Raw genomic sequence first — 16751 nt, forward strand, 5'->3', positions numbered from 1 at the left:
CTATGTTCGGAAGAGATAAGCACTGAAAGCATATAAGTACGAAACTCTCCACAAGATTAGGCTTCTTTTAAGGGTCGTTGAAGATGACAACGTTGATAGGCTACAAGTGTAAAGATAGTAATATCATAGCTGAGTAGTACTAATAACCCGTAAGCTTTTAATTTTTCATGATGTATATTATGTTATGTCTTATTTTTAATTCAAACATTACTTGGGTGGTTATAGCAATATGGGCCCACCTCTTCCCATTCCGAACAGAGAAGTGAAACATATTAGCGCTGATGGTACTGGTTTATTCTGGGAGAGTAAGTCACTGCCCTAATTTTATAGCAAACTTTCTAAATATAAATCACGATTTTTGGTATCTGCACGAAGTATACTTTCACTCCTATAATAATAAAGGCTTTTTAGGCCTATTTTCCAAGCTTCAATATGGACTTTATTGATATACTTTGCTGGAGCATTTTGATGAAAAGAAAGATTTATACTTTGTCCTTGATCAATATATTTTTGACGTATACTGGCTTGTTTGATTAATTCTAATTGGTTAATCTCTTTAAAACATCTAAAAACGTTTTTTTGTTCTTCGCTAAGAGCAGTAAGTCCCAAACAAGATCCTTTTTCATTAGCTATTTGTTCCCAAACTTCTGGAATATTATATCCGTTTTTTATGAGTATTTTTTCTAAATAAGGATTTTTACGAATATGCATTCCTTTTGAATCATCATCTACATATATATTTGCAGCTAAAGGCTCCACTCCTTGAGAAAGACCCCCAGCTAATTTAGCTGAACTCCTATTAGGGGCCATAGCCATTAAAGTTAAATTTCTTCTTCCCGTTCCTATATTCCATTCGGATTCTCCATATTCTTTAGCTAAATATTTAGTAGCCTTTTGAGATTCTAATTGTATATATCTAAATATATTATGTGTTAATATTTCAGATTTAGTAGAAATAAAAGGAATCATATTAGATTGTAAATACGAATGCCAACCTAAGGCTCCTAAACCTAGGGCTCTACTTTTTTCTGCAAAATGAACCGCATTTTCTATTCCCCGTATATGTTTTCCTTTATCAATAAATTCTTGCATAACTGCATCAAGAAATAAAATAGCATAAAAAACAGTATTTGTATTTTTCCATTCCACATATTTATATAAATTTAAAGAAGAAAGACAACATACAAGAGTATGATTTTCATCTGTAGGCAACATAATTTCTGAACAAAGATTACTATGATGTATTTTCAATCCATATTTTTTCCAATTTTCTGGAATATTTCTATTAGCATTTTCTTTAAAAAAAAGATATGGTTCTCCAGTTTTAACACGCTCTTTAAGAGTATCTATCCACAAAATTCGTTCTTTTCCATTTTTTTTTAATACTTTTTCCATAAAAGAATTAGAAATTATTACCCCTTGATGAACATTATGACATTGACGATTAATATCACCCTTAGGCTCTCGTATTTTTAAAAATTCCGGATATTCTTTATGTTCTATATTTAAATAAATAGCCACAGCTCCTCTACGTGTTCTACCTTGTTTACTAGCTACTATAGTACTATCATATGACTTAATAAAAGGAATAATTCCATCAGAAGTACCTAATGTTCCTCTTTTTATAGAACTCCCTACGGGTCTAACTAAGCTAAAATCATAAGATGTTCCTCCACCATGCTTACTAAGGATAGCCATTTCTAAATTCTTTCTATATATTTCATACATGCTATCTCCAATTTTTCCAGAAAAACAACTAATAGGCAAACCTTTTTCTGTTCCAAGATTTACCATAATTGGAGTAGAAGGAATTAGCCACCCTCTCCAAAAAATATCAAAAAACTTTTTTTCTATTTTTGGTTTTTTTAAAATTCTTGCTGCATTTTTTGCCAATCTTTTATATGCTTCAAAAGGAGTCTCTCGATATAACAAGTATCCCCCTTTAATTGTAGTTAAATATAATTCATTATTAGCCCAAACGGGAAAATCTTTTCCTACTTTCCATCCTTCTTTTTCTGCAATTGGGTGTGTTTCCATTATTTTAGAACTATTTATTTTTTTCTTTTTCTATTTGTTCTTTTAGTTTAGCTAATCCTTCTATATCACCGAGAGTAGATCTCTCAAATTTTCTATTTTTTACACGTTGTTCTTTTTTTTGATCCTTATCACGATCACGATAAATAGAGGTATGAGAAATTATAATTCTTTTAGTTTCTTTATTAAATTCAATTATCTTAAAATTAGTTTTTTCTCCTTTTTTCAGAATAGTTCCATCCTTTTTTTCTAAAAAACGCAATGGAGCGAAAGCTTCTATTTTTTGATTTTCTGTAAATTTTACAGAAGCTCCTTTTTCAAAAAAGTTTGATATTATTCCATTATGAATACTGCCTACATAATAAATTTTTTCATACTTTTCCCATGGATTCTCTGTTAATTGTTTATGTCCTAAATTTAATCTCCTTGCTTGAGTATCTAAAGCAAGGACAATTACCTCCAATTTATTATTGATACTGCAAAATTCAGAAGGATGTTTAATTTTTTTAACCCATGAAAGATCATTAGTGTAAACAATTCCAGAAATCCCTTTTTCCAATTTTATAAAAACACCAAAATTGGTAAATTTTTTCACAATTCCAATATGTTTTGATCCTATAGAATATCTTTCTTGTATATTAATCCACGGATCAGGAGTTAATTGTTTAATGCTTAAAGACATTTTCCTTTCCTGACGATCTAGAGTCAATATAACAGCTTCCAACTCATCTCCTATTTGTACAAAATCTTGAGTAGAAGATAAATCTGTAGACCAAGACATTTCACTAATATGTAACAATGCTTCTACACCTGGAATAATTTCCACAAAAGCTCCATAATCAGCAATAACACTAATTTTTCCTATTACTTTACTCCCTACTTTTAAATTTTTATCTAAAGAATTCCAAGGATGAGGTTGTAATTGTTTTAATCCCAATTGTACACGATTTTTATCTTTATCTACACCTAATACAACAAATTTTAATTCTTGTTCTAATTGAACTACTTCTGTAGGATGACTAATATGCGGCCAACTCATATCAGTAATATGAAGCAAAGCATCAACTCCCCCTAAATCGACAAAGGCTCCATAAGGAAGTATATTTTTTATTTTACCTTCTAATACTTGACCTTTATCTAATTTCGATATCATTTCTTTTTTCTGTTCTTCAATGTCTCTTTCGATCAACACTTTATGAGAAACAACAACATTTTTCGTTTTTTGATTAATTTTAACTACTTTAATTTCCATAGTTTTTCCTACATAAGTATCATAATCTCGAACAGGTTTTACATTTATATGTGATCCAGGTAAAAAACATTCTATATCAAATATTTCTACAATTAATCCTCCTTTTGTTCTAGCTGCTACATAACCTAATATTACTTCTGATTTTTCATATGCTTCATTAATACGTTGCCAATTTCTTAACATTTTTGCTTTTTGATACGAAAGAATACATTGTCCTTTATAATCAATTTTTACAACCATTACTTCTATGTTATTCCCAATTTGAATATTGGAATCTTCTCTGAATTCACTGATAGGAATGGCTCCCTCTGCTTTGAAGCCTATATCCACAATAATAGTTTTATCCGAAATATGAGTTATAATTCCTTGATATATTTCTAATTCCTGAATATCTGGCAAAGTTTTTGTATATATTTCTTCAAATTTTTTTCTTTTTTCTTGTATATCATTATTTAAATGAGTTTCATATTCCGTCCAATCGAAACTTGTTTTTATATTTCCCTGATCGTTCAGTTTTTCATTTTTAATTTCATATGAAGGGGATGATTTTATTTTTATTTTTTCGGTTTGATTAGACATAATTTTTATTATTTTTTCACTATTTTCTATCCATGAAATACATGCACAGAGAAACTAAGAAACTAGAATATAGTAGTTTTAGTATTCTCGTTTATTTATTTTTAATAAAAAAAACAGATAATACAAAACTAATAATTTTTCATTAACTTTTTCTACTAATTGAAATAAAATGTACCTCATCGTTGATACTGAAACAACAGGATTGCCTGAATCCTATAATTTTCCAATAACTTGTGTCAATAATTGGCCAAGAATGGTTCAAATTTCATGGCAAAGTCATGATGTTTTGGGGAATTTAATAGAATTTAAAAGCTTTATTATAAAACCAGATCATTATGATATTCCTTTTAATGCCTTTAAAATTCATGGTATAACTAATGAAAAAGCAGAAAAATATGGAGTAGATTTAAGTTTTGTGCTTCATGAATTTCAAAAATCTTTTAAAAAATCTCAATGTTTAATTGGACATAATTTAGAATTTGATATAAAAGTTATTGAATGTGAGTTTTTTAGAAAAAAAATAGAAATTTCTTTTAAAAAAAAAAAGACTTTAGATACTAAAGAAGTTTCTACCTCCTATTGTAAATTAGAAGGAAAAGGAAATAGAAAAAAATTCAAATGGCCTACATTGTCTGAATTATATCAAAAACTTTTTGAAGAGAAAATTCCCAATTTACATAATGCAGAAAATGATGTCAAAGCGACTGCACGTTCTTTTTTAGAATTATTACGGATTGGAGTAATATCACATCAAGATTTAGGGATAGAAGAAAATATTATATTGAAATTCAGAAGTAAATTTTCCCAAAAAATTTCTTCTTCCGTTGTTTTTTTTAAAGAAAATCATACTTTTTTAGAAAAAAAAGAAAAAATTTTTATCATAAATGAAAATACATTAGATGATACATTAAAAGAAAAATTGAAAAAAAAAAAATATTCTCACATTCATAATCATACTCATTTTTCTATTCTTTATTCAACTATAGATATTCAATCTTTGGTGGAAAGAGCTATACATTTTAATATGCCAGCTGTAGGTATAACAGATTATGGAAATATGATGGGAGCTTTTCATTTTTTAAATACTATTCACTCTATTAATAAAAAATATAACCCCGAAAAATCAATTAAAGGAATCGTAGGTTGTGAAATATTTATATCAGGAAATTATCTGCAGAAAAAATTTACCAAAGAAAAACCGGATAAACGATATCAACAAATTTTTTTATCTAAAAATAAAAAAGGTTATCATAATTTATCAAAACTTTGTTCACTAGGTTTTACAGAAGGTTTTTATGCCGGAATTCCTAGAATTGGAAAAGAGATAATAGAAAAATATAAAGAAAATTTAATTGTTCTTACTGGAGACTTAAATGCAGAAATTCCATATACTATTCTAAATTATGGAGAAAAAAAAGCAGAAAGAGTTTTCTTATGGTGGAAAGATCTTTTTGGAGATGATTTTTACATAGAATTATTACGTCATGGTTTAGAAGAAGAAGATTATGTAAATAATATACTACTGAAATTTTCAAAAAAACATCATGTTAAATATATTATACAAAATAATACTTTTTATTTAGATAAAAAAGAAGCTAATGCTCATGATATTTTGCTTTGTGTAAAAAATGGAGAAAAACAATCAACTCCTATAGGAAAAGGAAGAGGTTATAGATTTGGGTTTCCGAATCATGAATTTTATTTCAAGAGTACAGAAGAAATGAAAAAAATATTTTTTGATTTTCCAGAATCTTTTGATTTTTTAGAGGAATTGGTGAATAAAATTGAATCTTATCATCTTTCGCATAAAATATTACTTCCAAAATTTAAAATTCCAAAATCTTTTGAAAATCCTATCGATGAAATAGATGGAGGAAATAGAGGAGAGAATCATTTTTTAAAAAAAATAACTTTTGATGGAGCCAAAAAACGTTATAAAAACATTACTAAAAAAATTCAAGAAAGAATTCTTTTTGAATTAAAAACAATAGAAAAAATTGGCTATCCTGGTTATTTCCTTATTGTTCAAAATTTTGTTTCTCAAGCCAGAAAAATGAATATCTCAGTGGGACCTGGAAGAGGTTCAGTTGCTGGATCTATTGTTGCTTATTGTATAGAAATTACTAATATAGATCCAATGAAATACCATTTACTTTTTGAACGATTTTTAAATCCTGATAGAATTTCTTTACCAGATATTGATATTGATTTTGATGATAGGGGACGTGAAAAAATTATTGAATGGGTTGTTCAAAAATATGGGAAACATCAAGTAGCACAAATTATAACATATGCTACTATGGGAGCAAAATCATCTATAAGGGATACTGGACGTGTATTAAATTTATCTCTAAAAGAAACAGATCGTATGGCCAAAATGGTTCCTAATATGTTTTCATTAAAAACAATTTTATCTAAAAAAAATGTACAAGAAAAAATAATAAGTAAGGAAGAAATGAATAATGTACAAAAATTGAGAGAGATAGCAAAAAATCAAGATACATTGAAAGGGAAAGTATTACAGCAAGCAGAAATCTTAGAAGGAACTATAAGAAGTACAGGAGTACATGCTTGTGGGATCATAATCAGTACAAATGACATTCAAGGATATATTCCAGTATCTGTATCAAAAGAATCAGATTTATTACTTACACAATTTGACAATCATGTAGTAGAACATGTTGGATTATTAAAAATGGATTTTTTAGGATTAAAAACCCTTACTATTATTAAAGATGCCATAAGTATTATCAAAAAAAAACATAAAGATATAAATCTTACGGAAGATTCATTTTCTTTGAAATTAGAAGATGAAAAAACTTATCATCTTTTTCAAAAAGGAGAAACTATAGCTATTTTTCAATATGAATCTCCAGGTATGCAAAGATATTTACGTCAGCTAAAACCTGATAAATTTGATGATTTAATTGCGATGACAGCTTTGTATAGACCGGGCCCTTTACAATACATTCCTAATTTTATATCCAGAAAACATGGAGAAGAAACTATAACCTATGATTTACCAGAAATGGAGGATTTTTTAAAAGAAACTTATGGAATCACAATATATCAAGAACAAGTTATGTTAATCGCCCAAAAAATAGCCAATTTTAGTAAGGGAGAAGCTGATGTTCTTAGAATAGCTATGGGAAAAAAACAAAAAGAAAAACTTAACAAAATGAGAAATTTATTTCTTAATCAAGCTATGAATAAAGGTTATCCTAAAAACATATTAGAAAAAATATGGAAAGATTGGGAATATTTTTCTTGTTATGCTTTTAATAAATCTCATGCTACATGTTATGCTTATATAGCTTTTCAAACGGCTTATTTAAAAGCACATTTTCCATGTGAATATATGGTATCAGTATTAAGTAATAATATGTATAATATTAAACAGCTTACTTTTTTCATGAAAGAATGTAAAAGAATGAATATATCTGTGATTAGTCCAGATATAAATGAAAGTGATTCTTTTTTTAAAGTAATGGATTCTAATTGTATTAGATTTGGTCTTGCAGGAATAAAAGGAGTGGGAAAAAATGCTGTAAGAATTCTTCTTCAAGAAAGAAAAAAAAATGGCCCTTACACCTCTATTTTTAACCTAGTGGAAAGAATAGATTTACGTGTAGTGAATAAAAAAACTTTAGAAAGTTTAATTTTATCCGGATCTATAGATAGTTTTCATATTGATAGAGAACAATATTTTCATATTGGATCTAATGATAAATTAAGTACCTTAGAAAAAATTATAAGATTTGGATCAAAATCACAAAAAATAAAAAATAAAGTAGATGAACCTATAATTAGGAAATGTGATTCATGGAACAATGTATATAAATTATCTAAAGAAAAAGAAGTATTAGGTGTTTATACTTCTGCACATCCTTTAGACGATTTTTATTATGAAATGAAATATTTCACAAATGTTTCCTTAGATGAATTCAATAAAAAGGAATTTTTCCTGATAGGAAAAAAAATGTGTGTATGTGGCATTTTATCTAAAATAGAGAAAAAAACATATATAAAAAATGGAATAGAATATGGAATTTTTGTATTAGAAGATTACAATTCTTCTAAAGAATTTAGGATTTATGGAGAACAGTATTTGAAATATGAATCACTTTTGATTTACAATAATCCGTTGTATTTATGTTTTTCCATTGAAAAATCAAAATATCAAAAATATAAAATAAATATTTCATGTATAGAAAATTTGCAAAATGTTTGGAAAAAATTGGTACATAAACTGATAATAAGAATTAATATAAACAGTTTAAATAGTGCATTTATTGAAAAAATAGAAAAACTTTTTTCTCAACAAATAGGAAATAAAAAATTGAATATAATTCTTTATGATAAAATGGATCAAGTTTTATTAGATTTTGAATCTAAAAAATATGAAATTAACATTAATTCAAATTTTTTGAAAAAATTGGAAAAAATAAAAGGATTAGATTTTTTTTTAAACTAAAATTCATCAAAATATAATTATAAGCATAAAGACTGAAATTAATTGAAAAGACTTTGTTAAATTTGCATTCTAGGCATAGAATAGAAAAGTAAAACATATGAAGCATTATTCATCCCAGTCGGAAAAAACGTATTTATTTTTTTATTAGTTCTTAAGTGGGTGGGGTCTTACAAAGTAAAATGAAAATAAAAGTTAGAGTATCTCATGAAAAGGATACAAAATATGCTTCCTTAATTTGCGAAAAAATTAAGGAGTCAGCAAGAATTAGAGGAACTGGAATTGCAAAAAAGGATCCAGAATATATTAAATCAAAAATGATTCATGGAAATGCTGTAATTGCTTTTTTTGATGAAAAATTAGCGGGATTTAGCTATCTTGATATTTTTCAGAATGAAGAATTTGTCGTTAATTCCGGTTTAATTGTTTTTCCTGAATTTAGAAAACAAGGATTGGCTAAAATTATTAAAACTGAAATTTTTAAACTTTCCAGAAAAAAATTTCCCAATTCTAAAATTTTTAGTATTACAACAAGTAATCCAGTTATTAAAATCAATACAGAATTAGGTTTTAAACCTGTTTCTTTTAGTGAATTAACTCATTCAGAAGAATTTTGGAAAGGATGTCAAAGTTGCGCAAATTTTGATATATTGACCAGAAATCAAAGAAAAATGTGTTTATGTACAGGTCTTTTATACAATCCAAGTATGAATAAAAACCATAAAAAAAATTATTTATCTTATGGAGATAAAATTGTTTTAGCTTATAGTGGGGGATTAGATACTTCTTATTGTTTAAAATATTTAATACAGGAAAAATATGAAGTTCATACAGTGATTATTAATACGGGTGGATTTCATAAGTATGAATTAGATAAAATTGAAGAAAGAGCTTTAAAAATTGGATCAAAATCACACAAAACTATTGACGCTATAGAAGAATACTATCAAAATTGTATAAAATATCTTATATTCGGAAATATTCTTAAAAATAATACTTATCCACTTTCAGTAAGTTCTGAGAGAATTTTTCAGGCTATTAAAATAGCACAATATGCCACTTGCATTCAAGCAAAAGCAATAGCTCATGGTAGTACAGGAGCGGGAAATGATCAAATTAGATTTGATGTAGCTTTTCAAATTATTTGTCCAGAAAAAATAACTTTATCTCCTATCAGAGATAGGAAAGTTTCTAGAAAAGAAGAAATTGAATATTTAAAAGATAAAGGAGTATCTATTTGTTGGGATCAAGCTAAATATTCTATAAACAAAGGAATTTGGGGGACTAGTATAGGAGGAAAGGAAACCCATACTTCTTATCACGATTTTCCGGAAGAGGCTTATCCAACAAAATTAAAGAAAAAAAAAAGTGAAAATTTAGAATTAGAATTTGAAAAGGGGGAATTAGTAAGTGTTAATAAAGAAAAAGGGAAAGCTATAAAAAATATAATAAAAATTGAAAAAATTGCTTCAGAATTTGCTATAGGAAGAGGAATCCATATAGGAGATACTATTTTAGGGATTAAAGGAAGAGTTGCATTTGAAGCTTCAGCTGCTATTATTATTATAAAAGCTCATCATTTATTAGAAAAACATATTCTTACAAAATGGCAACTTTATTGGAAAGAACAATTATCTAATTGGTATGGTATGTTACTTCATGAAGCTCAATACTTAGATCCTGTTATGCGTGATATAGAAAAATTTTTAAAAAGTACACAAGAAAGATTAACTGGAACTGTATATCTTATTCTTTATCCTTATAGATTTCATTTGGTAGGAATAAAATCTAAATATGATTTAATGACATCTTCTAACATGGCTTTATATGGAGAAATGAATTATGCTTGGACAGCAGAAGATGTTAAGGGTTTTACAAAAATTTTGAGCAATCAAATGAAAATATATCATAATTTAAACAATAAAAAAGAACAATGATTGAAATAGGGATTATAGGAGGAGCTGGATACACTGCTGGAGAATTGATTAGACTGATGATTCATCATCCAAAAATTAGTATAAAAAATATAATCAGCAAAAGTCACACAGGAGAATTTATTCATTTTGTTCATCAAGATTTATTAGGAGAAACAAAAATAAAAAATATAAAATTTATTCGTAATTTAAAAAACGAAAAAATAGATATTGTATTTCTTTGTTCTGGACATGGACAATCTATAAAAGAATTGAAAAATATATCAGAAAATATAAAAGTGATTGACTTAAGTCAAGATTTCAGAATTAAGATTCAATCTATTTTTAACAATAGAAATTTTGTGTATGGATTACCAGAATTGCAAAAAGAAACAATAAGAATATCTAATAATATAGCTAATCCCGGATGTTTTGCTACAGCTATTCTTTTAGCAATTTTACCATTAGCTAAAAATCAATTATTAAAAAAAAATATTCATATTAGCGCCATAACAGGTTCTACAGGATCTGGAAGAAAATTGAGTGATACCAATCATTTTAGTTGGAGAAATAATAATATTTCTGCTTATAAAATTTTCACACACCAGCATTTGCAGGAAATTAAACAAACGATTCATCAAATACAAAATAATTTTGATTCTAAAATTTACTTTGTACCTTACAGAGGTAATTTTTCTAGGGGAATCATAACAACTTTATATACTCATTCTGTTCTTTCTTTAGAAAAGAATAAAGAAATATATGAAGAATATTATACAAATCATCCATTTGTAAAAATTTCTGATATTAATATTGATATAAAACAAGTAATCAATACTAATAAATGTATTTTATATCTTATTAAAGAAAAAGATCAATTGATTGTTATAAGTATCATAGATAATCTCATAAAAGGAGCTTCTGGTCAAGCCATACAAAATATGAATTTAATGTTTAATTTAGATGAAACTTGTGGTTTAAGGTTAAAATCCATCCGTTTTTAAAAATGAAATTATTTGACGTTTATCCTATTCTAGATATAGAATTAAGCAAAAGCAAGGGATCTTATGTTTTTGATGTACAAGGAAATATGTATTTAGATTTTTATGGAGGACATGCTGTTATTTCCATTGGACATTCACATCCATATTATGTGAAAGCTTTAAAAAAACAAATTCATGAAATATCCTATTATTCTAATAGCGTTTATATTTCCCAAAAAAATAAATTGGCTTATCTACTTGGGAATATTTCAGAATATGAAGATTATTCATTATTTGTATGTAATTCCGGTACAGAATCCAATGAAAATGCATTGAAAATTGCGTCTTTTCATACAGGGAAAAAAAAAGTAATTGCTTTTAAAGGTTCTTTTCATGGAAGAACAAGTGGAAGTTTATCAGTGACGGATAACTATAAATTGATATCTCCTTTTAATGCTCAACATGAGACTATATTCATTAATTATCAAGATTTTGATTTTTTAAAACAAAAATTAAAAAATCAAGATATTTGTGCAGTAATTACTGAAGGAATACAAGGTGTATCTGGAATTATAGATCCCGGTTTAGATTTTTTTAAAAAAGTAGAAAGTTTTTGTAAAAAATATAATACTGTATTGATTGTAGATGAAGTTCAAAGTGGATATGGAAGAACAGGATCTTTTTTTTCTCATCAATTATACTCTATAAAACCAGATTTAATTACTGTAGCTAAAGGAATGGGAAACGGATTCCCTATAGGAGGAGTACTCATTCATCCTAAATTTAACCCATATTATGGAATGTTAGGAACAACTTTTGGAGGAAATCATTTAGCTTGTACAGCTGGTATTGCTGTGTTGGAAATAATGAAAAAAGAAAATTTAATTGAAAATGCAAAAAAAATGGGAAAAATTTTGTTACAAGAATTGCGTCTCATTTCCGAAATTAAAGAAATTAGGGGAAGAGGGCTTATGATAGGATTAGAATTTAATTTTCCCATTCATGACTTAAAAAATTTTTTAATTTATAAAGAAAAAGTATTTGTCGGTACATCTAATAATCCATATGTTTTACGATTACTTCCTCCATTAAATATTAATGAAAATCATATAAAATTATTCATGAAAAAGTTAAAGAATGCCTTAGCGTATTTATAAATAAAATGGAAAATAATCAAAAAATAAAACAAGCAACACTTGTATTGGAAGACGGAACTCGGTATGAAGCTTATCATTTTGGAGCACAAGTATCTTCTTCTGGAGAAGTTGTATTTAATACGGGAATGACCGGTTATACCGAAAGTATTACAGATCCCTCTTACAAAGGTCAAATATTGACTTATACTTATCCCATAATAGGAAATTATGGAATTCCATCTTATTCTTGTAGTAATGAATCTATTTCGGATTTTTATGAATCCGATAGAATTCAAGTATCCGGACTTATTATTTCTTATTATTCTAATCGACCATACCATTGGAATATGAATAAATCTTTATCAAATTGGTTGTATGAAAATGGAATTCCTGGATTATATGGTGTAGATACTAGATTTATTGCCAAAAAACTTAGAAAAAGTGGAGGATCCATGTTAGGTAAAATTTTAATAGAAAATGAAGATCTTCCTTTTTATGATCCGAATCAGGATAATCTTTCTGAAAAAGTATCAACTACAGAAAAAATTATATATGGAAATGGAAAATATAAAATATTACTTGTAGATTTTGGATTAAAAAATAATATATTACGTTGTTTATTACGAAGAAATTGTTCTGTGATCAGAGTTCCATGGAATTATGATTTTTCAAAAGAAGAATATGATGGATTGGTTCTTTCTAATGGGCCTGGAAATCCTAAAATTTATAAAAAACCGATACATTATCTTCGTATAGCTATGAAAAAAAAACGACCTATATTTGGCATATGTTTGGGTAATCAACTTTTAGGCATAGCGGCAGGAGGAAATACTTATAAATTAAAATACGCACATCGTAGTCATAATCAACCAGTTATTTCATTAAAAACAGGAAAAAGTTTTATCACATCACAAAATCATGGATATGTTTTGGACGCAAAAAATATTGATAAAGAATGGAAAATTTTTTTTAAAAATTTAAATGATGATACTTGCGAGGGTATCATTCATAATGATAAACCTTTTTTTTCGGTACAGTTTCATCCAGAAGCTTCAAGCGGCCCTAAAGATACCGAATTTTTATTCGATTTTTTTATAGATTCAATAAAAAAATAAATAATTAAAGAATCTTTCAAAATTTAGTATGAAAATAAATAAAGTACTCATCCTGGGATCAGGTGCATTAAAAATAGGAGAAGCTGGGGAATTTGATTATTCTGGGACACAAGCATTAAAAGCCCTTAAAGAGGAGGGAATTTATACTATATTGATTAATCCAAATATTGCCACAGTTCAAACTTCGAAAGAAGTTGTTGATAAAGTTTATTTTCTTCCTTTAACCTTATTTTTTATTAAACGTGTTATTGACAAGGAAAAACCACAAGGAATTTTATTGTCTTTTGGGGGGCAGACTGCATTAAATTGTGGAATTCAGCTTTTTCAAGAAGGGATTATAAAAAAATATAAAATTCAAGTTTTAGGAACTTCTATTGAATCTATTATTCAGAGTGAAGATAGAAATTTATTTAGAAATAGATTAACTCATATTAACATAAAAACAGCCAGAAGTTTTGTAGTATATTCTATGGATGAAGCAATTTCTTATTCTTTAGAAATAGGATACCCCATTATCATTAGATCAGCTTATACTCTTGGAGGGTTAGGAAGTGGTTTTGCCAAAAATGTTAATGATTTAAAAAAAATAGTAAATAAGGCTTTTTCTTACTCTTCTCAAATTATTGTAGAAGAATATTTAGAAGGATGGAAAGAAATTGAATATGAAATAGTTAGAGATAAATATGACAATTGTATTGCTGTATGTAATATGGAAAATTTTGATCCCATAGGAATTCATACAGGAGAAAGTATTGTTGTAGCACCGTCGCAAACCTTAACAAATTCCGAATATTACAATTTAAGAAAATTGGCGATACATATAGCTAGAAATTTTCATATAATAGGAGAATGCAACGTTCAGTTTGCATTAGATCCTAATTCAGAAGATTATCGTGTTATTGAAGTGAATGCACGTCTTTCTCGTTCTAGTGCTCTTGCTTCTAAAGCAACAGGTTATCCTTTAGCTTTTGTCGCCGCTAAATTATCTTTAGGATATGGATTGCACGAATTAAAAAATTCTGTGACTAAAAATACTTCTGCTTTTTTTGAACCTGCATTGGATTATGTAGTATGTAAAATACCTAGATGGGACTTAAAAAAATTTTATGGTGTTTCTAATCGAATTGGAAGTAGTATGAAAAGTGTAGGAGAAGTTATGGCTATTGGGGGTTCTTTTGAAGAAGCTTTACAAAAGGGTATTCGTATGTTAGATATAGGAATGCAAGGATTTATTAATATTTTTTATCAAAAAAAATTAAAATCTGTTCAATTGCTAAAAGAATATCTAAAAAAGCCTACAGACCAAAGAATTTTCTTTTTAGAAGAGGCTTTAGAAAAAGGTCTTTCCATAAAAGAAATACATCATTTGACAAAAATTGATCCATGGTTTTTATACCAACTTGATAATATTTTTCAAACAAAAAAAAAGATAGATTGTTTTGATAATTTTATAGATCTTCCGGAAGAATTATTACGAAAAGCCAAAAAAGAAGGTTTTTCTGATATACAAATAGCTAATATTTTTTTGAAAAAAAATCGAAATCATAATATTTCTAATTTAGAACAAAAAATTAGAGAACATAGAAAAGTAAAAAATATAGTTCCATATGTCAGGCAAATTGATACTTTAGCTTCTGAATATCCAGCATATACGAATTATTTATATTTAACATATCATGCAATTCAACATGATATTATTTATGAAAAAGATCAAAAATCTGTAATAACATTAGGATCTGGAGCTTATAGAATTGGAAGTAGTGTTGAATTCGATTGGTGTTGTGTCAATGCATTAAATACGATTCATAAAGAATCTTATAGATCCATTATGATAAATTATAATCCAGAAACTGTAAGCACTGATTTTGATATATGTGATAGATTATATTTTGAAGAACTTACTTTAGAACGTGTATTAGATATTATTGAACTAGAAAATCCTAAAGGGACAATTGTATCCATGGGAGGACAAATTCCTAATAATTTAGTTTTAAAACTTTATGAAAAAAAGGTAAAAATTTTAGGAACTTCTCCTGTTTCCATAGACAAAGTAGAGAATAGATATAAATTTTCTAATGCTATGGATCATTTAAAAATTAAACAACCTAGATGGAAAGAATTATCCGATTTTGATGCCATTTATCAATTTATAAAGGAAGTAGATTTTCCTATATTAGTTCGACCTTCTTACGTTCTTTCTGGAGCAGACATGAATGTGATTTCTAATCAAGAAGAACTACAGCATTATCTTCGTGAAAAAGTATCTATATCTTCTGAAGATCCATTAATTATTACGGAATTTATTAAAAATGCTAAAGAAATTGAATTAGATGCTGTTTCTCAAAATGGAGAAATTTTGTATTATGCTGTATCAGAACACGTAGAATTTGCAGGAGTACATTCAGGAGATGCAACATTAGTATATCCACCACATAATTTATATTTATCTACATTAAAGGAAATTATTTTTATATCTAAAAAAATATCCAAACATTTTAATATATCTGGACCTTTCAATATTCAATTTTTATCTAAAGATAATGAAGTAAAAGTAATTGAATGTAATTTGAGAGCTTCTAGAAGTTTCCCTTTTGTATCAAAAGTATCTCATTTTAATATGATTGAATTAGCAACTCAAGTTATTCTTGGAAAAAAGAAAAATAAAATAGATCCTAATTTTTTTATTACAAATTTTTTGGGAATAAAAGCTTCTCAATTTTCTTTTTCCCGTTTGCAAGATGCAGATCCTATTTTAGGTGTAGATATGTCTTCCACAGGAGAAGTAGGATGTTTAGGAAATACTTTTGATGAAGCTCTTTTAAAATCTATGCTTTCTGTAGGTTATACTGTTCCCAAAAAAAATATATTGATATCTGGAGGGCCTATTGAATCTAAATTAGATCTTTTAGAAGCTGTAAAACTTTTACATAAAAAGGGATATATATTATTTGCTACAGAAGGGACCAATAGTTTTTTATCTCATAATGGTATTCCTTCAATCAAAGTTTATTGGCCTAATGTAAAAAAATATTCAAATGTCCTTGAGTTAATAAAAAATAGAAAATTGGATCTTATTATTAATATTCCAAAAAATTTAAGTAAATCAGAGTTAAATAATGATTATGCTATTAGACGTTATGCTGTAGATTTTAATATTCCTCTACTCACTAATGCTCGTTTAGCAAAAGCTTTTATCCAAGCATTTTGTAGTTTATCTATAGATCAATTATTTATAAAATCTTGGGATGAATATTGAATGAATATAAAT

Annotated in this window: 8 protein-coding genes and 2 rRNA genes (1 of these 10 cut by a window edge); 8 read left to right on the forward strand and 2 right to left on the reverse strand. The window is 27.2% G+C overall.

What is annotated here, in order from left to right; all coding sequences use genetic code 11:
- Together G9C01_RS01810 and rrf are read left to right on the forward strand one after the other, a co-directional pair.
- Window positions 1–162 (forward strand): 23S ribosomal RNA (locus G9C01_RS01810); it begins 2724 nt to the left of the window's first position.
- A 49-nt stretch (window positions 163–211) separates the two neighbouring features.
- Window positions 212–322 (forward strand): 5S ribosomal RNA (gene rrf, locus G9C01_RS01815).
- Window positions 323–324: 2 nt separating this feature from the next.
- Here the strand turns inward: rrf and G9C01_RS01820 are convergent.
- A complete protein-coding gene (locus G9C01_RS01820; RefSeq protein ID WP_166265679.1) occupies window positions 325–2037 on the reverse strand; it encodes a ribonucleoside-diphosphate reductase subunit alpha in 1713 nt (570 codons plus the stop codon).
- A 10-nt stretch (window positions 2038–2047) separates the two neighbouring features.
- Entirely contained in the window at window positions 2048–3865 is a 1818-nt protein-coding gene (gene rpsA, locus G9C01_RS01825; RefSeq protein WP_166265682.1) for a 30S ribosomal protein S1, read from the reverse strand.
- 169 nt (window positions 3866–4034) lie between these two features.
- Here rpsA and dnaE point away from each other — a divergent pair, with 169 nt between their 5' ends.
- The 6 genes from dnaE to carB all read left to right on the forward strand — a co-directional run bounded on the left by dnaE (window position 4035) and on the right by carB (window position 16739).
- The gene (dnaE, locus tag G9C01_RS01830; protein ID WP_166265685.1) at window positions 4035–8339 is read left to right on the forward strand and encodes a DNA polymerase III subunit alpha; all 4305 of its coding nucleotides are present in this window, start codon (window positions 4035–4037) and stop codon (window positions 8337–8339) included.
- A 179-nt stretch (window positions 8340–8518) separates the two neighbouring features.
- Window positions 8519–10273: an argininosuccinate synthase domain-containing protein gene (locus G9C01_RS01835; protein WP_166265688.1), complete on the forward strand. Its 1755-nt coding sequence runs from the start codon at window positions 8519–8521 to the stop codon at window positions 10271–10273.
- Window positions 10270–11253 carry an N-acetyl-gamma-glutamyl-phosphate reductase gene (gene argC, locus G9C01_RS01840; RefSeq protein WP_166265691.1) on the forward strand — a complete coding sequence of 328 codons (984 nt, stop codon included), beginning with the start codon at window positions 10270–10272 and terminating at the stop codon, window positions 11251–11253. Before G9C01_RS01835 ends, argC begins: the two co-directional genes overlap by 4 nt.
- Window positions 11254–11255: 2 nt before the next feature.
- On the forward strand, window positions 11256–12389 hold the full coding sequence (locus G9C01_RS01845) for an aspartate aminotransferase family protein (RefSeq protein WP_166265694.1): 1134 nt from the start codon (window positions 11256–11258) through the stop codon (window positions 12387–12389).
- A gap of 5 nt (window positions 12390–12394) precedes the next feature.
- Window positions 12395–13483, forward strand: a complete 1089-nt coding sequence (gene carA / locus G9C01_RS01850; protein ID WP_166265697.1) for a glutamine-hydrolyzing carbamoyl-phosphate synthase small subunit — start codon at window positions 12395–12397, stop codon at window positions 13481–13483.
- Window positions 13484–13511: 28 nt separating this feature from the next.
- Window positions 13512–16739 carry a carbamoyl-phosphate synthase (glutamine-hydrolyzing) large subunit gene (gene carB / locus G9C01_RS01855; protein WP_166265700.1) on the forward strand — a complete coding sequence of 1076 codons (3228 nt, stop codon included), beginning with the start codon at window positions 13512–13514 and terminating at the stop codon, window positions 16737–16739.
- The last annotated feature ends 12 nt before the right edge of the window (window positions 16740–16751 follow it).

This window comes from Blattabacterium sp. DPU (assembly GCF_011290385.1).
Lineage (GTDB): Bacteria > Bacteroidota > Bacteroidia > Flavobacteriales > Blattabacteriaceae > Blattabacterium.